The sequence below is a fragment of the Streptomyces sp. NPDC002144 genome (assembly GCF_053593695.1).
On sequence record NZ_JBSFDB010000001.1, the window covers coordinates 142,424 to 163,569 of the forward strand.

A 21,146-nucleotide genomic window follows, 5' to 3' on the forward strand; every position below is an offset into this window, starting at 1 on the left:
CGGCATGTCTCGAATCGACGGCCGCACCCCCGAACAACTCCGCCCGATCACCATCGAACGCGGCTGGAGCAAGCACGCCGAGGGCTCCGTCCTCGTGTCCTTCGGCGACACCAAGGTGCTGTGCACCGCCTCCTTCACCGAAGGCGTCCCGCGCTGGCGCAAGGGCAGCGGCGAGGGCTGGGTCACCGCCGAGTACTCCATGCTGCCCCGCGCCACCAACACCCGCGGCGACCGCGAGTCCGTCCGCGGCAAGATCGGCGGCCGTACCCACGAGATCTCCCGCCTCATCGGCCGCTCCCTGCGCGCCGTCATCGACTACAAGGCACTCGGCGAGAACACCGTCGTCCTCGACTGCGACGTCCTCCAGGCCGACGGCGGCACCCGCACCGCCGCCATCACCGGCGCCTACGTCGCCCTCGCCGACGCCGTTGCCTGGGCACAGGGCAGGAAACTGATCAAGCCCGGCCGCCAGCCCCTCACCGGAACCGTCTCCGCGATCTCCGTCGGCATCGTCGGCGGCGTCCCGCTCCTCGACCTCCGCTACGAGGAGGACGTACGGGCCGACACCGACATGAACGTCGTCTGCACCGGCGACGGCCGCTTCGTCGAGGTCCAGGGCACCGCCGAGGCCGAGCCCTTCGCCCGCGAGGAGCTCGACACCCTCCTCGACCTGGCCGTCACCGGCTGCGCGGAACTCGCCGTCCTCCAGCACAAGGCACTGGATACCGTCCTCGAAAAGTAAAGGGCGCACCAAGAAAGGCGGGCGGCCGGGGCAACCCGCGCCGCCCGCCCCGGCGTCCCTACAAGTGCGGGCGCACGGCACACCACCGTGCGCCCGACCACGGGGGCCTCATCGGGGGCCTGGGACAGGGAGGACACACCGTCATGGCCGCGAGCCGGGGCCGCCGCAGTCGCCGTACCGTCACCGCCCTCGCCGCCCTGGCCGTCCTCGGCCTGACGACGGGCCTCGCCACCGGCTGCGACGCCGTCGACAAGGCCATCGACTGCGTCCAGACCGCCGACACCATCGCCGACAGCGTCACCGTGCTCCAGCAGGCCGTCGAGAACGCGGGCAGCGACCCCACCCAGCTCGACCAGTCGCTCGCCTCCATCGACAAGAACCTCGACAAGATCGGCGACAGGACCGACAACGTCGACGTCAACAAGGCGGTCGACGACCTCGGCAAGGCCGTGGACAACGTCCGTACGGCTGTGAAGAACGGCGACAACACACCCGACGTCACCCCCGTGACCGACGCGGCAGGCGAACTCACCAAGGTCTGTACGTCGTGACGGGCGCCGGCCGGGGACCGGGATACTGAACGGCATGACGCGCTTGATCCTCGCCACCCGCAACGCCGGAAAGATCACCGAACTGCGGGCGATCCTCGCCGACGCAGGCCTGCCCCACGAACTGGTCGGCGCGGACGCCTACCCCGACGTCCCCGACGTCAAGGAAACCGGCGTGACCTTCGTCGAGAACGCCCTCCTCAAGGCCCACGCCCTCGCCCGCGCCACCGGCCTGCCCGCCGTCGCCGACGACTCCGGTCTCTGCGTCGACGTCCTGGGCGGCGCCCCCGGCATCTTCTCGGCCCGCTGGTCCGGCCGGCACGGCGACGACAAGGCCAACCTGGACCTCCTCCTGGCCCAGCTCTCCGACATCGACGACACCCACCGCGCCGCCCACTTCGCCTGCGCCGCAGCCCTCGCCCTGCCGGACGGCACGGAACGGGTGGTGGAGGGCCGCCTGCGGGGTTCGCTGCGCCACGCCCCCGTCGGCACGAACGGCTTCGGCTACGACCCGATCCTCCAGCCGGAGGGAGAAACACGGACGTGCGCCGAGCTGACCGCCGAGGAGAAGAACGCGATCAGCCACCGGGGCAAGGCTTTCCGGGCGCTGGTGCCGGTGGTCCGGGAGTTGCTGGGCTGAACATCGGTGCGGCCGGAGGGACTCGAACCCTCACGGGAGTTACCCCACTGGGACCTAAACCCAGCGTGACTGCCAATTCCACCACGGCCGCCTGGTGCTGCCCGGCCATGCTACTGGCCGGGCAGGGACCTCAGATGCCCAGGTCCTTGATGATCTTGGCTACGTGGCCGGTGGCTCGGACGTTGTAGAGGGCCCGTTCGACCTTGCCCTCTTCGTCGACGATGATCGTGGAGCGGATGACGCCCATGTAGGTCTTGCCGTAGTTCTTCTTCTCGCCGTAGGCGCCGTAGGACTCGGTGACCTTCTTGTCCGGGTCGGCGGCCAGGGTGACCTTCAGGGACTCCTTCTCGCGGAACTTCGCCAGCTTCTCCGGGGCGTCCGGGGAGATGCCGATGACGTCGTAGCCGGCGCCGGCCAGGACGTCGAGGTTGTCCGTGAAGTCGCAGGCCTGCTTGGTGCAGCCGGGCGTGAGGGCCGCCGGGTAGAAGTAGACGATGACCTTGCGGCCCTTGTGGGCCGACAGGGAGACGTCGTTGCCGTCGGCGTCGGGGAGGGTGAAGTCGGGGGCCACGTCCCCGGGCTGGAGTCGCTCGCTCATCGGAACAGCGTAACCGGGGGTCCTGACAGTGCGGCGGCACGCGGAGCTGACAGACTGTCCAGAACAAGCGACAACAAGGCATCGGCTGACTTCGGAGGCCCCACGGTGGCGGACACGTCGGACACCAGAACCCCGGCGCAGATCGAGGCGGACATCAAAGCCCGCCGCGTAGTGCTGGCCGAGACCCTGGACGAGATCGGGGTGCGTGTGCACCCGAAGACCATCGTCGGTGACGCCAAGGCCAAGGTCGTGTCCAATATCGATCACACGCTGGGCCGGGCGTACGTCGGCGTCAACAAGGCCGTCACCGACGTCAGGGCACGGTTCGTGGACGAGGAGGGCGCGCCCCGGCTGGAGCGGATCGTGCCGGTCGCCCTGGTCGCCGTCGGCCTGGTGGGGCTGCTCGCTCTCGGCACCCGACGGCGCAAGAGCTGACGGAGAGCTGTAGGTTCGGGACGTGAGCGCCAACAGAAACGAGCAGAGCACCCACGACAAGCTGCCCATCCGGATGCTGCACGACCGGGTGCTGGTCAAGCAGGAGACCGGTGAGGGCGAGCGGCGGTCCGGCGGGGGCATCCTGATCCCCGCCACCGCGGCGGTGGGACGGCGGCTGGCGTGGGCCGAGGTCGTCGCCGTCGGCCAGAACGTGCGGACGGTGGAGCCGGGCGACCGCGTCCTGTACGACCCCGAGGACCGCGCCGAGGTCGAGGTACGGGGCGTGGCGTACGTGCTCATGCGCGAGCGCGACCTGCACGCCGTGGCCGCGGACCGCTTCGAGGGCTCGGAGGACACGACGGGCCTCTATCTCTGAATCTCCGACGTCTCCGCAGCAACGGTTCCGAGAACGCCGAAGGGGCCGGTGACCTCCGTCACCGGCCCCTTCGGCGTTCACTGCCCGCGGAGTGTCACTGTCTGCGGCTGGTGGACTGGGGGCCCGCCGCCGTGCCGGTGGTCGTGCCTCCGTTGTCCGCTCCGTTCGTGCCGCCGTTCGTGCCCCCGTCCGTGCCGCCGGTGTCGCCTCCCGTGGTGCCGGTCGTCGTACCGCCGTTCGTCGTGCCCGTCGTCGTGCCGCCGTTGGTCGCGCCGCCCGTGCCGCCGTTGGTCGTGTCGCCGGTGGTGCCGCCGGTGGTCGTCGGGCCGCCCGTCGTGGGCGTCCCGCCGGTCGTCGGCGTACCGCCGTTGGTCTGCCCCTGGGTCGGGCCCTGGTCGGTCTGGCCGCCCGTGGTGGTCGTACCGCCGTTGTCCTGGCCGCCGGTGCCGGGGGCCGCCGACTGGGGCGGGGCCTGGGTCTCGTCGGCGCCCGGCATCAGCTGCAGGTCGAAGTCGCTCACCGACCGCCCCTTCAGCGCCGCCTTGGTGTACTGCGCCCAGATCTGGGCCGGCGGGCCGCCGCCGTTGACGCGCTGCAGCCCCAGCGCGCCGTACAGCGACTTGTGCCGGGCCGTCACCGGGTCCTGGCCCATCACGGAGACGACCGTCGCCAGGTCGGGGGTGTAGCCGGCGAACCAGGCGGCCTTGTCGTCCTCCGCGGTGCCGGTCTTGCCCGCGGCGGGGCGGCCTGCGCCCTGCGCGGCGGTCGCGGTGCCGTTCTCGACCACGCTCTGCAGGATCGAGGTCGTCGTGTCGGCGGCCTCCCGGCTGACGGCCTGGGTGGTCCTGTCCTTCGGCAGTTCCACCTTCTCGCCGTTCCTGGTGATCGACGCGATGATCGTGTACGTGTGCCGCTCGCCGTGGTTGGCGAGCGTCGCGTAGGCCTCCGCCATGTCGAGCACGCTGGCGGTGTTCACACCGAGCGCGATGGACGGGGTCGCGGTCAGGTCGGGCGTGTCGGCGGGGATGCCCAGGTCGATGGCGGTCTGCTTCACCTTCGACGGGCCGACGTCCACGGCCATCTGCGCGTACACCGCGTTGACGGACTTGTCGGTGGCGGTGCGCACGGTGATGTTGCCGTAGGAGACGTCGTCCTCGTTGGCGGGCGCGTAGCTTCCGCCGGCCCAGCCCTGTACGGGGCGCTTGTTGGTGCCGTCGTAGTAGGTGTTGGGGGTGATGACCTGGCCGTCCTGGGTCTCGGAGTGGTTCTGGACGGCCGAGGCGAACACGATCGGCTTGAAGCTGGAGCCGACCTGGAAGTCGCCGCGGGTCGCGCCGTTCGTGTACTGCTTGACGTAGTCGATGCCGCCGTACATCGCGACGACCTTGCCGGTCTTCGGGTCGACGGAGGCGCCGCCGGCGCGGACGTACTTGTCGACCTTGCGGTTCTTCTTGTCGAGGTGGTCGATCACCTGGTTGTTGACCGCCTTGACGAAGGCGTTCTGCTTGTTCTTCTCCAGCGTGGTGGTGATGCGGTAGCCGCCGGCCGCGAGCTCGTCCGAGCTGACGATCTTGTTCTTGGCGAGGTAGCTCTCCACGGCCTTGACGATGTAGCCGCGCTGGCCGGACATGCCGGTGGAGAGGGTCTGCTCCTTCGGCATCGGGAACTGCAGGGTCGCCCGCTTCGCCTCGGTCAGCCAGCCCATCTTGACCATGCCGTCCAGGACGTAGTTCCAGCGGGCCACGGCCGCCGCCTTGTTCTCCGGGTGCGCCACGACGTCGTACTCGCTGGGCGCGTTGACGAGCGCGGCGAGGTAGGCGGCGCGGGCCGGGTCGAGGTCGGTGGAGTCCACGCCGTAGTAGGCCTGGGCGGCGGCCTGGATGCCGTAGGCGTTGCGGCCGAAGTAGCTGGTGTTGAGGTAGCCCTCGAGGATCTGGTCCTTGGACTTCTCGCGGTCCAGCTTGATGGAGATGAAGAACTCCTTCACCTTGCGGGTGACGGTCTGCTCCTGCGCCAGGTAGTAGTTCTTCACGTACTGCTGGGTGATCGTCGAACCGGACTGCTTGCCCTTGCCGGTCGCGGTGTTCCAGCCGGCGCGCAGCATCGCCTTGGGGTCGACGGCGGACTCGGTGTAGAAGTCGCGGTCCTCGGCGGCCAGGACGGCGTGCTGGGCGTCCTTGGAGACCTGGGCGAGGGTCACGTTCTCCCGGTTGATGTCGCCGTCGCGGGCGATCTGGGAGCCGTCGGCGTAGAGGTAGACGTTGGCCTGCTTCATCGCGAGGGCGTTGGCGGACGGGATCCTCACGAGCGAGTACCCGAGGAAGAACAGCCCGACCACCAGCAGCACGCCGATGACGAAGGTGCCGAGCACCATCCGCCACGTCGGAATGATCCGCCGCCAACCGGTCCGCTTGGGCCGCTTCCCCTTCTTCCCGCCACCGGCACCGGCAGCGGCGGGTGCGGCAGTGGCCGCATCACCAGCGCCCCCACCGGCCCCGCCACCCGCAGCCCCGGCGACGGCAGCCGCACCGCCCGCGACAGCGGCGGACGCGGCGGCGGCAGCGGCGGCAGCGGCGGCGGACGCGGCGGCCTGCGGAGACGCGGTGACCCGCCCCCCAGGAGACGCCGCCCCCATCGACGCGGGCTTCACGGGCGCCAGACGCTGGGTGGGGGAGTCGGCCACCGGGCGGCGGGGGGAGACGCCGGACGCCGGGGAGGGGGTGGGAGTGCCGGGTGCCTTGGGCGAGGTGGGGTCGCCGGGCGTACCGGGGTCTTCGGGACGATCGGCGTCTTCGGCGGGCACGGGTGCGAGGCGCTGGGTGGGGGAGTCGACCGCCTTCGGCCGGGCTGACGCGTCCGGCGTCTGGGGCCGGCTGGGCGTACTGGCCTGCGGAGACTCGACAGGAACCTTAGCGGCGACAGCACCGGACGAGGACGACGTGCCAGGCCCCTCGGGCCGCTCGACCGCGTCGGGCCGTTCTGCAGTGTCTTCGTCGCGATCCGCTGCCTCGGCAGCCCCGGTGGCAGGGGAACCCTCAGCCACCCCAGCTACCGAACCCCCGGCCGGGGAAGCCTCGGTGGTCCCGTCAGCCGCAGAATCCTCGTTGGTCCCGTCAGCCGCAGAACCCTCAGATCCCTCAGTCACCTCATCAGTCGCAGCGTCATCAACCGCCCCGGAAGTCACCGCGCTCCCCGGTGGATCCGTCGGCTCTGGGCTGTTCGACCTTGCCGCCCCCGGCTGTTCGGTGCCCTGTGGTGGGTCACTCGGTGCCGAGGCCTGGTTCGGCTGCTGCGGCTCGTCGCTCATGTGTTGCACGGACTCCTGTTTCGCGTCGTACGTTCCCGTACGCCCTCGAACGCCTTCTGCGCCCCCTGTTGAAGACTCTCGCACCAAGCGTTCCGTTCCCGGACCACGGCACGCTTCCGGCCCGGAAAATGCGTGGCGTCCGTCACTGCCAGGGCAGTAGGCTCCTGCGCTTCGGTGCCGGGCGGGCTGAGGAGGGCTGTGGCGTGGGCTCGGGACGGTTGTACGTTGCCGTCGCGGCGGGCGGATTCAGAAGATACGCGACGTATCGGGCGGCCACCGCGGCGGGGGTGTTCACCAACACCGTCTTCGGCCTGATCCTGGTGTACACGTACCTCGCCCTGTGGGACGAGAAGCCACACCTAGGGGGGTACGACCAGGCACAGGCCGTCACCTATGTGTGGCTGGGACAGGCGATCTTCGCCGCGCTCGCGATCGGCGGCAGCGGCGTCGAGTCCGAGTTGATGGAGCGGATCCGCACGGGCGACATCGCGATCGACCTCTACCGGCCCGCCGATCTGCAACTGTGGTGGCTGGCAGCCGACTTGGGCCGCACGCTGTTCCAGCTGCTGGGCCGGGGAGTGATCCCGTTCGCGTTCGGCGCGCTGCTCTTCCAGGTGGCGCTGCCCGAAGACCCGGCGACCTGGGCCGCCTTCGTGGTGTCCCTCCTGCTGGCGACCGTGGTCAGTTTCGGCATCCGGTATCTCATCGCGCTGCTGACGTTCTGGTTCATGGACGGCACCGGCATGACCCACATGACCATGCTCGCCGGGTTCTTCTGCTCCGGCATGATGCTGCCGCTCAACGTGTTCCCGGGGGCGCTCGGCGACGTCGTACGGGATCTGCCGTGGTCGTCGCTGCTGCAGAAGCCGGCGGACCTGCTGCTGGGGGAGGCCGACCCGTGGGGCACCTTCGCCTTCCAGGGGACGTGGGCGGTTGCGCTGCTGGCGGCGGGGCGGCTGGTGCAGTCGGTGGCGACACGGAGGGTGGTCGTTCAGGGTGGCTGAAGCAGGGGTGCCGGGGAACGGCCGGCTGGCGGAGGGGCTGCGGGCCTACCGGCTGATCGGCGCGATGTGGATCCGCTCCACGATGGCCTACCGCGCGTCCTTCGCGATGACGACGTTCGCCAACTTCGCGGTGACCGCGCTCGACTTCGTCGCGATTTTGCTGATGTTCTCGCGGATCGACGCGCTCGGCGGCTGGCCACTGCCCGAAGTGGCCTTCCTGTACGGCCTGTCGAGCGTCGCGTTCGGTCTCGCTGACCTGGCGATCGGCTCGATGGAGCGGCTCGGACAGCGGGTGCGCGACGGCACCCTGGACACGCTGCTGGTGCGTCCGGCGCCGGTGCTGGCCCAGGTCGCCGCCGACCGTTTCGCGCTGCGCCGGCTCGGGCGGATCACGCAGGGCTCGCTGGTGCTCGGGTACGCGCTGGCCGCCGTCGACATCCACTGGACGCCGCTGCGGCTGCTGTTGATGCCGGTGGCCGTGGTGAGCGGCGCGGCGATCTTCTGCGCGGTGTTCGTGGCGGGCGCGGCCTTCCAGTTCGTGGCGCAGGACGCCTCCGAGGTGCAGAACGCGTTCACCTACGGCGGCGCGACGCTGCTGCAGTACCCGCCGACGGTGTTCGGACGGGAGCTGGTGCGCGGGGTGACCTTCCTGCTGCCGCTGGCCTTCGTCACCTGGATCCCGGCCGCCTATGTGCTGGGGCGGCCGATCCCGCTGGGTCTGCCGGACTGGGTGGCGTTCGCGCCGCCGCTGGTGGCGGGGGCGTGCTGCGGGCTCGCGGGGCTGGCGTGGCGGGCGGGGCTCAGGTCGTACAGGAGTACGGGAAGTTGACGACTGGTAAGGGCAGTTGAGGACTGTGGACGATCACTTCATCGAACTCGACCGCGTCGAGAAGGTCTTCGACGTGCGCAAGAAGATCGGTTTCATGAAACGGGAGCGGCGCGAGGTCCGTGCCGTCGACTCGATCTCCTTCACCGTGGCGCGCGGTGAGATGGTCGGCTACATCGGGCCGAACGGCGCCGGGAAGTCGACGACGATCAAGATGCTGACCGGCATCCTCACCCCGAGCGGCGGCCGGCTGCGGGTCGCCGGCATCGACCCCTCCCGTGAGCGCACCCGCCTCGCGCACCGCATCGGCGTGGTCTTCGGGCAGCGCACGACGCTGTGGTGGGACCTTCCCCTGATCGACTCGTACCGGCTGATGCACCGCATGTACCGCATCCCCGACGCCCGTTACCGTGAGAACCTCGACCGCTGCGTCGAACTCCTCGAACTCGGCGACCTGTTGGACGTGCCGGTACGACAGCTGTCCCTGGGGCAGCGGATGCGCGGGGACATCGCGGCGGCGCTGCTGCACGACCCCGAGGTGCTCTACCTCGACGAGCCGACCATCGGACTCGACGTCATCTCCAAGGCCAAGGTGCGTGGATTCCTGCGGGAGTTGAACGCCGAGCGCGGCACGACCGTCCTGTTGACCACCCACGATCTGCAGGACATCGAGCAGTTGTGCTCACGCGTGATGGTCATCGACCACGGACGGCTCATGTACGACGGCCCGCTCACCGGGCTGCACGAGGTCGGCGAGAGCGAACGGACCCTGGTGGTGGACCTGGAACGGGAGCTGCCGCCGATCGAGATGGCGCCCGCGCGGGCGGTACGGGTGGAGGGGCCCCGGCAGTGGCTGGCGTTCCCGGCGGCCGAGTCGGCGGCGACGCTGGTGGCACGGGTCGCGGCGGAGTATCCGCTGGTCGACCTGTCGGTGCGGGAGCCGGACATCGAGGCGGTGATCGCCAGAATGTACGCGGGCGAGGCGTCCGGCACGGCGGGGCAGGCGGTGTCGTAGCCTCCCACCGGGCGATCGCGGTTGGGCGGGCGGTGGTGTGGCTTCCCGCTGGGGGATCGCGCGGGCAGGCCGTGTCGTGGCCTCCCGCCGGGGATCGCGGCCGCGTAAGCGGTCTCCCAGCCCCCGCCAGGGAACGCCGTCGGGTAAGCGGTCTCGTAGCCTCCCGCCGGGGGAACTCGTAGGCTGCTGCCATGACCGAAGACGCCGCAGTCCCGGAACTTCGCGCATCCGACGCCGACCGTGAACGAGTCGCCGAGGTCCTGCGGGACGCCCTCGCCGAGGGGCGTCTCGACATGGAGGAGTTCGAGGAGCGGCTGGAGGCCACGTACAAGGCGCGGACGTACGGCGAACTGACGCCGATCACCCGCGACCTGCCGGTCGCCGGAGTCACCCCGCCCCCCTCCGTGTCGCTGACCAAGGAGCCGGAGCCGAGCGGGAGTTGGGCGGGCCGCATCGTCGGCGGCGAGGGGTCCTCGTCGTGGGCCGTCGCCGTGATGTCAGGGTTCGAGCGCAAGGGGCGCTGGACCGTGCCCCGGCAGTTCAACTGCTTCGCCCTCATGGGCGGTGGCGAACTCGACCTGCGCGAGGCGAACTTCGCCGACCGCGAGGTCGAGATCAACTGCATCGCGATCATGGGCGGGATGAACGTCATCGTGCCGCCCGGCGTCGAGGTCGTCGTACGCGGCATCGGGATCATGGGCGGGTTCGACCACCGCGAGGAGGGCGTACCGGCCGAGCCCGGCGCCCCGCGCGTGATCATCACCGGGTTCGCCTTCTGGGGCGGCGTCGGCGTCGAGCGCAAACTGACCCGCGAGGAACGCCGCCGCCTCAAGGAGGAGCGCCGCCAGCAGAAGCTGGACCGCAAGGCGGGGCGGCCCCTGGCCGAGGGGTACGACGGCCATCGGCGGATGCTGGAGGAGCACCGCGAGTGGCGCCGCGATCTGCGCGACGAGCGCCGTGAACGGCAAGAGGAGCGCCGCGAACGGCACCGGGAGCGCCGGGACCGACGCCGTCACGACGACTGGTAAGCAGGCGCCGCGATGATCCGTGAGCGGTTCAGAGCCGTGCCGACGGGGAGCCCTTCAGGGACGTGAGGTCGATCGCGTCCGCCATCCGCTCGTAGCCCCGGTCGCTGGGGTGCAGATGGTCGCCGGAGTCGTAGTCCGGGCGGAGCCTGCGCGGGTTGTACGGGTCTCGCAGGGCCTTGTCCAGGTCGACCACCGTGTCGTACACCCGCCCCGACCGGATCTCGGCGTTGATCTCCTCCCGCACCTCCTCGCGGGCCGCGCTGTAGCCGCGGTGGCCCTGGAAGGGCATCAGCGTCGCGCCGATGACCCTGATGCCGTGGGCGTGCGCCTCGCCGACCAGGGTGCGCAGACCGGCGACGACCTTGTCCGGGTCGGCGAGCCGGCGGTTGCGCAGGATGTCGTTGACGCCCAGGTCGATCACGACGACCTTGACGTTCGTCCGGGAGAGCACGTCCCGGGAGAACCGGTCCAGGCCGCTCTGGTTGTCGGCCGGACGGCCGCGCCCGCTCGCGAGGACCTGGTTGCCGCTGATGCCCTCGTTGACCACGCTGTAGCGCGGCACGTCGTGGCCGGACCGCAGCGCCGTGCGCAGCCGCTGCGAAAGGACGTCCGGCCAGCGGTGGTTGGCGCTCTGCGTGGAGGTGACCCCGTCGGTCAGCGAGTCCCCGAAGGCGACCAGCGTGCCGTCCGCGTCGTTGCTGAGCACGTCCAGCGCGGTGAGGTAGCGCCAGTACGGCGTCTGCTCGGTGTAGGGGGCGCCGGACGTGTCCTCGGTGAGGTCGCCGTCCGCGACGTAGGAGATCTGGCGGGCGCGCGGATGGTAGGTGACCGGGCCCGACGCGGTGGGCGAGTACGTGGTGACCAGGACGTCGCCGCCCTGCGGGACGAGGATCCGCACCACGTCGCTGAGCACCTGGTGACCGGCCGGGATGACGACCGTCGTGTTGCCGCCGAACGTCAGCCGCCGCATGCTCTCCGCGCTCGCCGCCGCGCTGTCGGAGGCGACGGCCACGGCGATCGACGCGTGCGTGATGGTCAGGGCCGACTGGCCGTAGAGGTTGGACAGCGTGATACGGGCACTCGTACCGCCGACGCTCGCGTGGACGACGTTGCGGACCGAACGGCCCGCCAGCCCCTCGGTCTCCGTGCCGGGCTCGGCGCCCGCCGGCGAGGCGGACCAGGCGCCGACCCAGACGCCGGTGGAGGCGGGGGCGGCGGGGTTGTGCGGGGCGCCGTTCTTGCCGAGAGCGGCGGTGCCGATGCTTCCGTGGTCGGCACCAGCACCGACGTATATGGCGGCCGAAAGGCCCACGACCAGAGCGACGATCGCGGAAAGCAGGGCATAACCATGACGCTTGGTCATGCGGTGCATGTCTCCTCAGACAAATGGGAGCCCGAGGCTCCGAAGTGATCATCCCAATGATGACAGACGCCGGGAACTCCCCGTCCGTTCCAGGAGTCGGTCAGGAAGGGACAATGTGTGCAGGGGATCACGAACGGGTGGATGGATGGAACGTACGAAAGCTGATGAAAAAGGGGCAGATGGCGCAGTGGAGTCGGAGCCGGAGTCGATAGAGCCTGCGGACGGTGCTCGGTCGGTTCCCTCCGGCGGTCGGGCCGTCCCGGCCACGGCCGCCCGCGCCATGAACACCTTCACCGCCGCCGACGAGGAGCGGCAGCGCGGGGTGCGCCGGATGAAGCTCACGGCGACCGGGCTGCTGCTGTTCGTGGCTGTGGTGTACGTCCTCGCCAAGTGGGCGGACAACTCCGGCGCCGGTGCGTGGGCCGCGTATGTCGCCGCCGCCTCGGAGGCCGGCATGGTGGGCGCGCTGGCCGACTGGTTCGCGGTCACGGCGCTGTTCCGCCATCCGCTGGGCCTGCCCATCCCGCACACCGCGATCATCCCGACGAAGAAGGACCAGCTGGGGGTGTCCCTGGGTGAGTTCGTCGGCGAGAACTTCCTCTCCGAGGACGTCGTACGGCAGCGGTTGCGCGCCGTCGGCATAGGCAGCCGGCTGGGCGCGTGGCTCGCCGACCCCGAGCACGCTGACCGGGTGACGGCGGAGCTGTCGGCCGCGCTGCGGGGGGCGCTGACCGTGCTGCGGGACTCGGACGTCCAGGCGGTGGTCGGCGAGGCGATCACGCGGCGGGCCGACGCGCAGGAGATCGCGCCCGGGATCGGGAAGATGCTGGAGAAGGTCGTCGCGGACGGGGGGCACCGGCGGGTCGTCGATCTCGTCGTCACGCGGGCGCACGACTGGCTCGTCTGGCACGACACCGAGATCATGGACGCCGTGCAGGGCGGGGCGCCCGGGTGGACTCCGCGGTTCGTCGACAGGAAGGTCGGCGAGCGGGTCTACAAGGAGCTGCTGCGGTTCGTCACCGAGATGCGGGACATGCCGTCGCATCCGGCGCGCGGGGCTCTGGACCGGTTCCTGTCCGACTTCGCCTCCGACCTGCAGTCCGACACGGACACGCGGGCGCGCGTCGAGCGGCTGAAGGGGGAGGTGCTGGGGCGGGGCGAGGTGCAGGACCTCATCGCCTCCGCGTGGACGGCCGTACGGTCGATGATCGTCGCCGCGGCCGAGGACGAGCGCAGTGAGCTGCGGCTGCGGGTGCGGGCGTCCCTGCTGTCGCTGGGGGCGCGGATGGCCGTCGATCCGAAGGTGCAGGGGAAGGTCGACGGGTGGGTGGAAGGGGCGGCGGTGTACGTCGTCAGCACCTACCGCAAGGAGATCACCTCGCTCATCACGGACACGGTGGCCGGGTGGGACGCCGAGCACACCACGCGGAAGATCGAGGCGCACATCGGGCGGGACCTGCAGTTCATCCGGATCAACGGCACGGTGGTGGGGTCGTTGGCGGGGTTGTTGATCTTTACCTTGTCGCGGGTGGTGGGGGCGTAGGGGAGTTGTCGATCTTCGCCGTTGTCCGGGTGGTGGGGAGTTGACGTTGTCTCGGGTGGTGCGGGCTCAGGGGTGGTCGCTGTCGGCGTAAGGCCGGTGACAGCGGGCACTCGAATCGGGTTCCTCTCGATGAAGAGGGAGCACTGAGGAGGGAGCCCATGACCACCGCGCAGGCCGAGACCGGCCGCACCGTGACCACCAACATCCCCGCCCGCCTCGACCGGCTGCCCTGGTCGCGCTGGCACTGGACGATCGTCATCGGTCTCGGGACCGTGTGGATCCTCGACGGCCTGGAGGTCACGGTCGTCGGCAACATCGCGAGCCGTCTGTCGGAGTCCGGGAGCGGGCTGCCGATCACCTCCGGTGAGATCACCGGCGTCGCCGCCGCGCTGTATGTGGCGGGTGCGTGTGTCGGTGCCCTGTTCTGGGGGCGGCTGACGGACAAATGGGGGCGTAAAAAGCTCTTCATGATCACCCTGGCGGTGTACCTCGCGGCGACCGCGCTGACCGCGGTGTCGTTCTCCAGCTGGTGGTTCTTCACGTTCCGCTTTTTGACCGGATTCGGTATCGGCGGCGAGTACGCGGCGATCAACTCCGCGATCGACGAGCTGATCCCGGCGAAGTTCCGCGGGCGGGTGGACCTGATCATCAACGGCAGCTTCTGGCTGGGCGCGGTCGGTGGGTCGCTGCTGTCGATCCTCGCGCTGAACACGGACTTCCTGCCGAAGGACGTGGGGTGGCGGCTGACGTTCGCGCTGGGTGCCGTGCTGGCTCTGGTGATCCTTCTCGTACGACGTCATGTTCCGGAGAGTCCGCGGTGGCTGCTGATCCATGGCAGGGACCGGGAGGCCGAGGAGATCGTCACCTCGATCGAGGAACGGGTCGAGGCGGAGAAGGGGCGGGCACTGGAGCGTCCCGAGGGTGAGATCACGATCCATCAGCGGCGGAGTGTGTCGTTCGTGGAGATCGCGCGGACGCTGTTCGCCGACTACCGGCGGCGGTCGATCCTGGGGTTCTCGCTGTTCATCGGGCAGGCGTTCCTGTACAACGCGATCACTTTCGGGTTCGGGGCGATCCTGACGACGTTCTTCGACGTGCCGACCGGGGACACGGGGTACTACTTCGCGGTCATCGCGGTGGGCAACTTCTGCGGGCCGCTGCTGCTGGGGAAGCTGTTCGACACGGTCGGGCGGCGGGTGATGATCTCCGGTACGTATCTGCTGTCGGGGCTGCTGCTGTTCGGTACGGCGTGGTTGTTCGACCGGGGGTCGTTGAACGCGACGACGATGACGGCGTGCTGGTGCGTGGTGCTGTTCTTCGCGTCCGCCGGGGCGTCGAGTGCGTACCTGACCGTGTCCGAGGTGTTCCCGATGGAGACGCGGGCGATGTCGATCGCCTTCTTCTACGCGCTGGGTACGGCGGCCGGCGGTATCAGCGGGCCGCTGCTGTTCGCGGACCTCACGGGGACGGGGAAGGTCGGTGACACGGTGCTGGCGTTCCAGATCGGCGCGGCGTTGATGTGCGCGGCGGGGCTGGTGGCGGCGTTCCTGGCGGTGCGGGCGGAGCGGCGGTCGCTGGAGGACATCGCGAAGCCGCTGACGGCGGCGGCGTCGGCGGTCTCCTCGCGGACGCGGTCCCGTCGGGAGCCGGGGACGGCTGCGGTGTAGTGGCGGTGACTGTGATGCCTGCGGCGCAACCGCGGGTTCGGTGGGGGCGGGCGTAGCGCCTCGGTGCCGGTCCGCCGACCGGCCGGTCCGCGACACCCCGCCGCCCGCGGGCAGGCGTGCCGCTGGGGCGGCACGGGTGGGCGCGGGCGGCACCCCGTGGCGCCGGGTTGCGCCACCCCGCCTGTGCGGTGGGCCCGCGGTTCTATTCAGCGCCTTCGCGTCGAACCCTGTCTCGGCGCCGCAGGAAGAGCGGGCCGCTCGGCGCCTCTATCCCCGCCGGTCCGCCACCGCCCATGACGCCAGTGCCACGGCACCCGCCACGCCGAACACCGCCGGCCACGCGCCCACCTTCTTGGCCAGCGGATGCGATCCCGCGAACCCGGCGACATACGCGGCCGTCAGCGCCCCGGCCGCCCTCCCGCCCGCCCGCTGCCGCCACTGCTGCGCCGCCGCGGCACCGGCGACGGCCAGTACGGCCCCGCCCAGCTGCCGCTTTTTCGTCCAGCGGGCCACGCCGTACCCGCCGACCAGCCCGCCCGCCGCGACCACCGCGCTGGGAACCCCGGCCATGTCTGCCTCCTGCCGCCTTGACTGATACGCCCGCCCCCGAGTTCTCGAGGCTAGCTCCCACCTGGGCGTCCCCCCGTACCTGAGTCTGGGCTTGTCAAGTTTCCTCCTCCGAGCTATATAAGAAGCCGTAGGGCATCGCACCTCAGCCCCGTAAGAGAGGAGTGACCCGTGATGCTCATGCGTACCGACCCGTTCCGCGAATTCGACCGTCTCGCGCAGCAGGTCCTCGGCTCCGGTGGCCGCCCCGTCGCGATGGCGATGGACGCCTACCGGTCCGGTGACGACTTCATCGTCCACTTCGACCTCCCCGGCATCGACCCCGAGACGATCGAGCTGGACGTCGAGCGCAACGTCCTCAACGTCCGCGCCGAGCGCCGCAGCCCCGCCCCCGAGGGCGCCGAATTGCTCGTCGCCGAACGGCCCACGGGCTCCTTCACCCGTCAGCTCTTCCTCGGCGACACCCTCGACACGGAACGCATCGACGCCTCGTACGACGCCGGCGTGCTCACCCTGCGCATCCCCGTGGCCGAACAGGCCAAGCCGCGCCGCATCCAGATCTCGGGCGGCCGGGACCGCAAGGAAATCGGCAAGTAATCGGTTCAGCCGCCGCGTCCCGCAGTCCGTGCCACGCCGGCCGTCTGCGGGACGCGGCACGCCCCCGCGCGCACTGGAGGAGAAGCCCGCCCATGACCGTGACGACGGCGCCCAGCACGATCGAGGCCCCGCGGACCGACACCGGATGGAGCGAACTGATCGAGAAGGTACGGGATTTGGGGCAGTACCCGACCCGAGCGGAGGCGGAACGGGTCACCCGGATCGTCCTGTCGGCCCTCGGCGGCCACGTCGTCGGCGACGAGCGCGTCGACCTCGCCCGAGCCCTGCCCGAAGCGGCGGCCCGGCTGATCGCCGCCCAGATCCCGGCCACCCGCCCCCTGACCGCCCAGGAGTTCGTCGACTCGGTGGCGGTGCGCATCGAGGGCGCGACCCCGGCCACGGCCCGCTGGGACGTCAGCTCGGTCCTGTCGGTCCTGCCGAAGTTCGTCGGAGACGACCTGGTGGACCGCATCCTGCGTCAACTCCCGCGCGGTTATGCGTTGCTGTTCGGCCGGGCCGAACTGGCCCGGAGTGCGAGAGAGATGAGCCTGGTCTGACCCGCTCCATCGGCGTCGGTCGTCATCGGCTGGTCGTCGTGCGTCGCAGATGGGCGTCGATCAGCTCGAACGTCGCCTCCGGCTGCTCGAGTTGGGGGAGGTGGCCGGCCTTGGGGACGATCTCCAGACGGGCGTCGCCGAACGCGGCCGCGTAGGCGGCGCCGTACGCCGGGGTGACGATCCGGTCGCTCTCGCCCCAGACGAGGAGCGCGGGCTGCCGGACCCGGGCCAGGCGCCGCAGCAGCTTGGGGTCGTGCATGTAGGGGTCGCCGGCGAGGGCGCGCATGGTCGCCATGTTGGCCTGGCGGGTGGCGAGTTGGTCGGCGGGCAGCTGGGCCGGGTCGATGTAGTAGCGGTCCGGGTCGTGCCAGGAGAGCTCGGCGGCGGCACGGGGGTCGAGGGCGAAGTAGTCGGCGATGGGTTCGTCCTCGACGTACACACCGACCGCGTCGATCAGCACCAGTCCGGTGATACGGCGCGCGCTGTCCCGTACGGCCATCTCGGCGGCGATCCAGCCCCCGAGGGAGGAGCCGACGACCAGGACGTCCTCCAGTCCGCGCTCCTCCAGCAGGTGCAGATAGAGGAGCGCGAGGTCGTCGACGCCGGTGCACCAGGCGGGGCGGGGGGTGCCGTCCCAGCCCGGGTGTACGGGGGTGAGGGTGTGGGCGGTCCCGGACAGGTGCCGGGCGATGGGGGCGACGGTCAGGGGGCCTCCGCCGCCGTGGAGGATCAGGACGGGGCGGGCGCCGGTTTCGAGGGCCGGCCCCGCTTCGGCGATGGTGAGGATCGCGGTGTCTGAAGTGTTGGCGTCTGAAGTGTGGGCGTCTGAAGTGTGGGCGTCTGAAGTGGTGCTCTCTGAGGTCATGCCGACAGTGTAACTAAGGATCTTTATATAAGGAAGCTTAGTTTCTGGAGTAGGCTTGCCTCATGGATGCTGACCTGCAACTCCTCGGCCGGGCGATCAAGCAGGCCCAGTACCGCCAACACCGCTCACTGGACAGCGCGTTGACGGCGGTCGGTACGACCCTGGCGCAATGGGACGCGTTGCGCGCCGTCAGTCGTACGCCGGGTGCCTCGGCGCGTGAGCTGGCCGCGGCGACGTTCCAGACCGAGCAGGCCTTCGGGGGCCTGGTCGGACGCCTGGCATCCCAGGGCCTGGTCGACCGCCGCCCCGGCCACGGCCGCCGTATCGAGCATCACCTGACGGCGGAGGGGGAGCGGGTGCTCGCGGCCGGGCACGAGGTGGCGGACCGGGTGCTGGCGGAGTGCTTCGAGGGGCTGGGGGCAGGGGAGCGGGCCGAGCTGCTGGGGCTGCTCCGGCGCCTGAACGCCGACGGGAACGAGCCGGCCGAAGGCTGACCGGGAGGTTACTTCTCCGGCAGGTGCTCGGCGAGCCGCTCGGTGGCCCAGTGGGCCCATTCCTCGGCGGTACGGGAGCCCCGGATGCCGTACTCGAGGATGAGCCAGCCGCTGATCTGTGCCGGATCGCCGACCCAGTCGACGTTGTCGCGGATGGACTCCAGCGCGGTCAGGCGCTCCCGGTTGTGACGGGCGAACTCCTCCAGGAAGGCGGTGCCCTCCTCGCGGGTGAGGGTCCACAGGAAGAAGACACGGAGCAGCGCCGCGCTGCGGAACGCCAGGTCCAGGCCCGGTTCGGTGAGCCACTGGCGCAGTTCCGCGCGCCCGGCCTCCGTAATGCCGTACTCCCGCCGGTTGCGCGCGCCCGTGCCGGTGACCTCGATCAGGCCGCTGTCGTTGAGCTTGCCCAGCTCGCCGTAGATCTGGCTCTGCTGTGCGGGCCACACCATCGCCAGCGAGGTCTCGAACCGCTTGAGCAGGTCGTACCCGCTGGCCGGCTTCTCGGCGAGGAGCCCGAGGAGGGCGTGACGCAGACTCATGCGGCTCACCCTAACAACCTCTTCAATTCACCTGTCGGATCTGGACGTTCCAAGAGTGACATGTCATTCTCGTAATGTCGCTGCCCCCGGGAATCACATCGCATCGCTCTTGACTGCGTGAAGGAGATCGTCAGTGAACTATGTGCGTGGTTTCGCGCCGTGGCTGTGCTACGCCGCCCTGAGCCCCGTCGACTGGCGGCTCGGCACGTGCGCCGCCGCCCTGGCCGCCCTGCTGCTGCTCGCCGCCCAACTGCGGGCCCGAAGCGTGGAGTTGCTGGCCGGTGCCACCTGCGTGTTCTTCGTGGTGATGGCCGTCATCGCGGTCTCGGACCCGTCATCGGGCCTGCGTCACTGGATCTCCGCCCTGGCCAACGCCACCCTCGCGGCCGTGGCGGCGGCCTCCCTCGCCGTACGCCGCCCCTTCACCCTGCCCTTCGCCCGCGCCCAGGTGCCCCGCGAGTACTGGAACGCCCCGCGCTTCATCCGGGTCAACATGGTCCTGACCGCCATCTGGGCCACCGGCTTCGCCGCCGCCGCGGTCGCTTGCGCGCTCATCGTCGGGTACGACCACGGGGCCGCCGTACCTTTGATAGCGGCCCAAGTGCTGGGCTTCGTCCTCCCGTTCGCCCTGTCGGGCCGCTACGCGAGCCGGGCCCAGGCGGCGGCCGGGGTGTGAGCGGTCGGGTGGCCGGGGGCTGCTGCGCTACCTGACGTACCGGTGGCAGGGAACGGGGACCGGCCCGTCGGGCCCTTTCGCCGGATACTCGAACGGACCCTCGTCGACCCACCCCTGGCGCTCGTAGAACCGCCGGGCGCGTGCGTTACCGGTGGCGACGGCGAGCCAGACGCGCCGGTGCCCCCGCTCCCGTACCCGCCGCTCGGCATCGTCGAGCAGCAGGCCCGCCACGCCGGTCCCGCGGTACGCCGCCCCCACGTACAGCTGCTCGACCTCGTCGCCGACCACCATCACGAACCCGGCGAGGGTGCCGCCCACTTCCGCGACGACGGTGTCCCCGACCCGCCCGGCCGCCCGCTCCACGAAGGACGCGGGCGTACGAACGGCGACCAGCGCGTCCGGCACATGACCGAGATGCCCGTCCCGCCACCCGGTCCGCCAGATGTCAGCAACTGCCGCCGCGTCTGCGGAAGTTGCGGGACGAAGGCGAGCGCGGGAGGCACCCGGTACCGGTGCAGGACCCATACGACCCATACAGCCATGATGCCGTCACCGTTTCCCCAAGGAGCCGTATCGGTCCGCCTGCCGCCGTTTCCGCTCCGGGCGGCCGTGGCATGGCAATCCCCATGGAGTTCTCCGAGGTCGTACGTCGCCGTCGCATGATCCGCCACTACTCCGACAAGCCCCTGCCCCCGGACGTCATCGAACGCGTCCTCGCCTCGGCCCTCCGAGCCCCCTCCGCCGGCTTCTCCCAGGGCTGGGCCTTCCTAGCCCTGACCGACCCGGCCGACCGCGCCCGGTTCTGGCCGTACGTCCCGACCCGAGTCGAGAAGACCCCCACCATGCAGAACGCCCCGCTGGTCGTGGTCCCCCTCGCCCACAAGGCCGCCTATCTCGAGCGCTACGCCGAGCCCGACAAGGGCTGGCAGGACCGAGCCGAGGCCCGCTGGCCGGCCCCGTACTGGTACATCGACACCGGCATGGCGGCCCTGCTCATGCTCCTGACCGCGGTGGACGAGGGCCTGGGCGCCTGCTTCTTCGGCATCATGCCCGAGCATCTGACCCCGTTCCGGGAGCAGTTCGGCGTACCGGAGGAGTACGACCCCATCGGGGGCATCACGGTGGGGTACCGGGCGGAGGATGTACCGGCGCAGAGCGGGCGGGTGCGGGAGCGGAGGAAGGGGGTGGGGGAGGTGGTGCATTGGGGGCGGTGGGGGAGGCAGGTGTAATCGTCGCTCACCGGCCCTGTGCCTCCTGCTTCAACTGTGCTGCGAGGTCGGTGCCCTCCAGGACGGCGATGTCGAAGTCGGGGTCTTGGTGGAGGCGGATCCTGCCCCGGTAGTCGACGATCACTGCGGCGACAGCAGTGAGGTCCGTCTCCGACGAGGCATCCAGGGCACGCTGCAGATCCTCTTCGAAGGACTCCCGGTCGCCCGGGAAGCCATGCCCCGACCGAAGGGCGGCTCGAAGGTCGCCGATGGTCTCCAGTGGCGGCGCCGCACCCCCGGGTGTCGCTGCGTTTTGTGCGCTTTCGGTCTGCAGCTTGCTCCAGATCATTTCGGGAGCGTACGACTTCCGGTGCCACGTGGGCTGATACCAGCCGATCACCTCGTCGTGTGGCTAGGCGACAGGCCAGCATTTCGCATACTCACGGCAGGGATCTCGAGCGCGCAGCGTGCGCACCGGGGCGAGGTTCGAGAACGGCACCGACCCGCCTGATGCCGACCGGTCCCAGGCGGCCCAAACGATGTGACCACAC

Annotated in this window: 24 protein-coding genes and 1 tRNA gene; 16 read left to right on the forward strand and 9 right to left on the reverse strand. The window is 70.4% G+C overall.

Features of this window, described 5'->3' with window-relative positions:
* Window positions 1–4 precede the first annotated feature (4 nt).
* The 3 genes from rph (at window position 5) to rdgB (ending at window position 1,930) form a co-directional block, all read left to right on the forward strand.
* Window positions 5–742, forward strand: coding sequence for a ribonuclease PH (gene rph, locus ACWCQ1_RS00610; RefSeq protein WP_451025513.1), 738 nt, complete (start codon window positions 5–7; stop codon window positions 740–742).
* A 143-nt stretch (window positions 743–885) separates the two neighbouring features.
* Complete coding sequence (locus ACWCQ1_RS00615) at window positions 886–1,293, forward strand: hypothetical protein (protein WP_451025514.1); 408 nt, start codon at window positions 886–888, stop codon at window positions 1,291–1,293.
* A 34-nt stretch (window positions 1,294–1,327) separates the two neighbouring features.
* Entirely contained in the window at window positions 1,328–1,930 is a 603-nt protein-coding gene (rdgB, locus tag ACWCQ1_RS00620; RefSeq protein WP_451025515.1) for an RdgB/HAM1 family non-canonical purine NTP pyrophosphatase, read from the forward strand.
* Between the two features lie 7 nt (window positions 1,931–1,937).
* Here the strand turns inward: rdgB and ACWCQ1_RS00625 are convergent.
* Together ACWCQ1_RS00625 and bcp are read right to left on the reverse strand one after the other, a co-directional pair.
* Window positions 1,938–2,021 (reverse strand) — tRNA-Leu (locus tag ACWCQ1_RS00625).
* 39 nt (window positions 2,022–2,060) lie between these two features.
* Complete coding sequence (gene bcp / locus ACWCQ1_RS00630; protein WP_133046335.1) at window positions 2,061–2,528, reverse strand: thioredoxin-dependent thiol peroxidase; 468 nt, start codon at window positions 2,526–2,528, stop codon at window positions 2,061–2,063.
* Between the two features lie 105 nt (window positions 2,529–2,633).
* On the opposite strand from bcp, the gene ACWCQ1_RS00635 reads away from it, so the two are divergent.
* Both ACWCQ1_RS00635 and ACWCQ1_RS00640 read left to right on the forward strand, forming a co-directional pair.
* A complete protein-coding gene (locus ACWCQ1_RS00635; protein WP_133046336.1) occupies window positions 2,634–2,963 on the forward strand; it encodes a DUF3618 domain-containing protein in 330 nt (109 codons plus the stop codon).
* Window positions 2,964–3,036: 73 nt separating this feature from the next.
* On the forward strand, window positions 3,037–3,339 hold the full coding sequence (locus ACWCQ1_RS00640; RefSeq protein WP_244373722.1) for a GroES family chaperonin: 303 nt from the start codon (window positions 3,037–3,039) through the stop codon (window positions 3,337–3,339).
* 94 nt (window positions 3,340–3,433) lie between these two features.
* Here the strand turns inward: ACWCQ1_RS00640 and ACWCQ1_RS00645 are convergent, their stop codons facing one another.
* Window positions 3,434–5,713 carry a transglycosylase domain-containing protein gene (locus tag ACWCQ1_RS00645; protein WP_451025671.1) on the reverse strand — a complete coding sequence of 760 codons (2,280 nt, stop codon included), beginning with the start codon at window positions 5,711–5,713 and terminating at the stop codon, window positions 3,434–3,436.
* Between the two features lie 1,136 nt (window positions 5,714–6,849).
* Between ACWCQ1_RS00645 and ACWCQ1_RS00650 the strand changes: the two genes are divergently transcribed.
* The 4 genes from ACWCQ1_RS00650 (at window position 6,850) to ACWCQ1_RS00665 (ending at window position 10,519) form a co-directional block, all read left to right on the forward strand.
* The gene (locus ACWCQ1_RS00650) at window positions 6,850–7,650 is read left to right on the forward strand and encodes an ABC-2 family transporter protein (protein WP_165954978.1); all 801 of its coding nucleotides are present in this window, start codon (window positions 6,850–6,852) and stop codon (window positions 7,648–7,650) included.
* Window positions 7,643–8,479, forward strand: coding sequence for an ABC transporter permease (locus tag ACWCQ1_RS00655; protein ID WP_451025516.1), 837 nt, complete (start codon window positions 7,643–7,645; stop codon window positions 8,477–8,479). Before ACWCQ1_RS00650 ends, ACWCQ1_RS00655 begins: the two co-directional genes overlap by 8 nt.
* 25 nt (window positions 8,480–8,504) lie before the next feature.
* The gene (locus tag ACWCQ1_RS00660; protein WP_358593896.1) at window positions 8,505–9,491 is read left to right on the forward strand and encodes an ABC transporter ATP-binding protein; all 987 of its coding nucleotides are present in this window, start codon (window positions 8,505–8,507) and stop codon (window positions 9,489–9,491) included.
* Between the two features lie 191 nt (window positions 9,492–9,682).
* Window positions 9,683–10,519 (forward strand): DUF1707 SHOCT-like domain-containing protein, encoded by an 837-nt coding sequence (locus ACWCQ1_RS00665; RefSeq protein ID WP_358593895.1) that lies wholly within the window; start codon window positions 9,683–9,685, stop codon window positions 10,517–10,519.
* 28 nt (window positions 10,520–10,547) lie between these two features.
* On the opposite strand, the gene ACWCQ1_RS00670 is transcribed toward ACWCQ1_RS00665, so the two are convergent.
* A complete protein-coding gene (locus ACWCQ1_RS00670) occupies window positions 10,548–11,882 on the reverse strand; it encodes an SGNH/GDSL hydrolase family protein (RefSeq protein WP_451025517.1) in 1,335 nt (444 codons plus the stop codon).
* Between the two features lie 145 nt (window positions 11,883–12,027).
* On the opposite strand from ACWCQ1_RS00670, the gene ACWCQ1_RS00675 reads away from it, so the two are divergent.
* A complete protein-coding gene (locus ACWCQ1_RS00675; protein WP_451025518.1) occupies window positions 12,028–13,425 on the forward strand; it encodes a DUF445 domain-containing protein in 1,398 nt (465 codons plus the stop codon).
* Between the two features lie 158 nt (window positions 13,426–13,583).
* Entirely contained in the window at window positions 13,584–15,092 is a 1,509-nt protein-coding gene (locus tag ACWCQ1_RS00680) for an MFS transporter (RefSeq protein WP_133046344.1), read from the forward strand.
* A 267-nt stretch (window positions 15,093–15,359) separates the two neighbouring features.
* Here ACWCQ1_RS00680 and ACWCQ1_RS00685 read toward each other — a convergent pair whose 3' ends face one another.
* On the reverse strand, window positions 15,360–15,662 hold the full coding sequence (locus tag ACWCQ1_RS00685) for a hypothetical protein (protein ID WP_358593892.1): 303 nt from the start codon (window positions 15,660–15,662) through the stop codon (window positions 15,360–15,362).
* A 171-nt stretch (window positions 15,663–15,833) separates the two neighbouring features.
* On the opposite strand from ACWCQ1_RS00685, the gene ACWCQ1_RS00690 reads away from it, so the two are divergent.
* Window positions 15,834–16,256, forward strand: coding sequence for an Hsp20/alpha crystallin family protein (locus ACWCQ1_RS00690; RefSeq protein WP_451025672.1), 423 nt, complete (start codon window positions 15,834–15,836; stop codon window positions 16,254–16,256).
* 92 nt (window positions 16,257–16,348) lie between these two features.
* Complete coding sequence (locus ACWCQ1_RS00695; protein WP_358593891.1) at window positions 16,349–16,813, forward strand: DUF2267 domain-containing protein; 465 nt, start codon at window positions 16,349–16,351, stop codon at window positions 16,811–16,813.
* Between the two features lie 22 nt (window positions 16,814–16,835).
* Here ACWCQ1_RS00695 and ACWCQ1_RS00700 read toward each other — a convergent pair whose 3' ends face one another.
* Window positions 16,836–17,678 carry an alpha/beta fold hydrolase gene (locus ACWCQ1_RS00700; protein WP_451025519.1) on the reverse strand — a complete coding sequence of 281 codons (843 nt, stop codon included), beginning with the start codon at window positions 17,676–17,678 and terminating at the stop codon, window positions 16,836–16,838.
* A gap of 62 nt (window positions 17,679–17,740) precedes the next feature.
* Here ACWCQ1_RS00700 and ACWCQ1_RS00705 point away from each other — a divergent pair, with 62 nt between their 5' ends.
* Complete coding sequence (locus tag ACWCQ1_RS00705; RefSeq protein ID WP_133046348.1) at window positions 17,741–18,172, forward strand: MarR family winged helix-turn-helix transcriptional regulator; 432 nt, start codon at window positions 17,741–17,743, stop codon at window positions 18,170–18,172.
* 8 nt (window positions 18,173–18,180) lie between these two features.
* On the opposite strand, the gene ACWCQ1_RS00710 is transcribed toward ACWCQ1_RS00705, so the two are convergent.
* Window positions 18,181–18,711: a PadR family transcriptional regulator gene (locus tag ACWCQ1_RS00710; RefSeq protein WP_451025520.1), complete on the reverse strand. Its 531-nt coding sequence runs from the start codon at window positions 18,709–18,711 to the stop codon at window positions 18,181–18,183.
* Between the two features lie 133 nt (window positions 18,712–18,844).
* Between ACWCQ1_RS00710 and ACWCQ1_RS00715 the strand changes: the two genes are divergently transcribed.
* Window positions 18,845–19,387 carry a hypothetical protein gene (locus ACWCQ1_RS00715; protein ID WP_451025521.1) on the forward strand — a complete coding sequence of 181 codons (543 nt, stop codon included), beginning with the start codon at window positions 18,845–18,847 and terminating at the stop codon, window positions 19,385–19,387.
* A 27-nt stretch (window positions 19,388–19,414) separates the two neighbouring features.
* Here the strand turns inward: ACWCQ1_RS00715 and ACWCQ1_RS00720 are convergent, their stop codons facing one another.
* Window positions 19,415–19,792 carry a GNAT family N-acetyltransferase gene (locus ACWCQ1_RS00720; RefSeq protein ID WP_451025522.1) on the reverse strand — a complete coding sequence of 126 codons (378 nt, stop codon included), beginning with the start codon at window positions 19,790–19,792 and terminating at the stop codon, window positions 19,415–19,417.
* Between the two features lie 209 nt (window positions 19,793–20,001).
* Between ACWCQ1_RS00720 and ACWCQ1_RS00725 the strand changes: the two genes are divergently transcribed.
* Window positions 20,002–20,616 (forward strand): nitroreductase family protein, encoded by a 615-nt coding sequence (locus tag ACWCQ1_RS00725; RefSeq protein WP_451025523.1) that lies wholly within the window; start codon window positions 20,002–20,004, stop codon window positions 20,614–20,616.
* Between the two features lie 7 nt (window positions 20,617–20,623).
* On the opposite strand, the gene ACWCQ1_RS00730 is transcribed toward ACWCQ1_RS00725, so the two are convergent.
* A complete protein-coding gene (locus ACWCQ1_RS00730) occupies window positions 20,624–20,944 on the reverse strand; it encodes a DUF6247 family protein (RefSeq protein WP_451025524.1) in 321 nt (106 codons plus the stop codon).
* Window positions 20,945–21,146 lie beyond the last annotated feature (202 nt).

What these genes read in the sequence shown, in the direction of transcription:
- ACWCQ1_RS00645 (WP_451025671.1), bottom strand. Translation starts at nt 5,713, where the DNA reads ATGGTGCTCGGCACCTTCGTCATCGGCGTGCTGCTGGTGGTCGGGCTG.
- ACWCQ1_RS00695 (WP_358593891.1), top strand. Translation starts at nt 16,349, where the DNA reads ATGACCGTGACGACGGCGCCCAGCACGATCGAGGCCCCGCGGACCGAC.
- ACWCQ1_RS00725 (WP_451025523.1), top strand. Translation starts at nt 20,002, where the DNA reads ATGGCAATCCCCATGGAGTTCTCCGAGGTCGTACGTCGCCGTCGCATG.
- rdgB (WP_451025515.1), top strand. Translation starts at nt 1,328, where the DNA reads ATGACGCGCTTGATCCTCGCCACCCGCAACGCCGGAAAGATCACCGAA.
- ACWCQ1_RS00730 (WP_451025524.1), bottom strand. Translation starts at nt 20,944, where the DNA reads ATGATCTGGAGCAAGCTGCAGACCGAAAGCGCACAAAACGCAGCGACA.
- ACWCQ1_RS00675 (WP_451025518.1), top strand. Translation starts at nt 12,028, where the DNA reads ATGGAACGTACGAAAGCTGATGAAAAAGGGGCAGATGGCGCAGTGGAG.
- ACWCQ1_RS00640 (WP_244373722.1), top strand. Translation starts at nt 3,037, where the DNA reads ATGCTGCACGACCGGGTGCTGGTCAAGCAGGAGACCGGTGAGGGCGAG.
- ACWCQ1_RS00705 (WP_133046348.1), top strand. Translation starts at nt 17,741, where the DNA reads ATGGATGCTGACCTGCAACTCCTCGGCCGGGCGATCAAGCAGGCCCAG.
- ACWCQ1_RS00700 (WP_451025519.1), bottom strand. Translation starts at nt 17,678, where the DNA reads ATGACCTCAGAGAGCACCACTTCAGACGCCCACACTTCAGACGCCCAC.
- rph (WP_451025513.1), top strand. Translation starts at nt 5, where the DNA reads ATGTCTCGAATCGACGGCCGCACCCCCGAACAACTCCGCCCGATCACC.
- ACWCQ1_RS00615 (WP_451025514.1), top strand. Translation starts at nt 886, where the DNA reads ATGGCCGCGAGCCGGGGCCGCCGCAGTCGCCGTACCGTCACCGCCCTC.
- bcp (WP_133046335.1), bottom strand. Translation starts at nt 2,528, where the DNA reads ATGAGCGAGCGACTCCAGCCCGGGGACGTGGCCCCCGACTTCACCCTC.
- ACWCQ1_RS00690 (WP_451025672.1), top strand. Translation starts at nt 15,834, where the DNA reads ATGCTCATGCGTACCGACCCGTTCCGCGAATTCGACCGTCTCGCGCAG.
- ACWCQ1_RS00685 (WP_358593892.1), bottom strand. Translation starts at nt 15,662, where the DNA reads ATGGCCGGGGTTCCCAGCGCGGTGGTCGCGGCGGGCGGGCTGGTCGGC.
- ACWCQ1_RS00670 (WP_451025517.1), bottom strand. Translation starts at nt 11,882, where the DNA reads ATGACCAAGCGTCATGGTTATGCCCTGCTTTCCGCGATCGTCGCTCTG.
- ACWCQ1_RS00665 (WP_358593895.1), top strand. Translation starts at nt 9,683, where the DNA reads ATGACCGAAGACGCCGCAGTCCCGGAACTTCGCGCATCCGACGCCGAC.
- ACWCQ1_RS00680 (WP_133046344.1), top strand. Translation starts at nt 13,584, where the DNA reads ATGACCACCGCGCAGGCCGAGACCGGCCGCACCGTGACCACCAACATC.
- ACWCQ1_RS00710 (WP_451025520.1), bottom strand. Translation starts at nt 18,711, where the DNA reads ATGAGTCTGCGTCACGCCCTCCTCGGGCTCCTCGCCGAGAAGCCGGCC.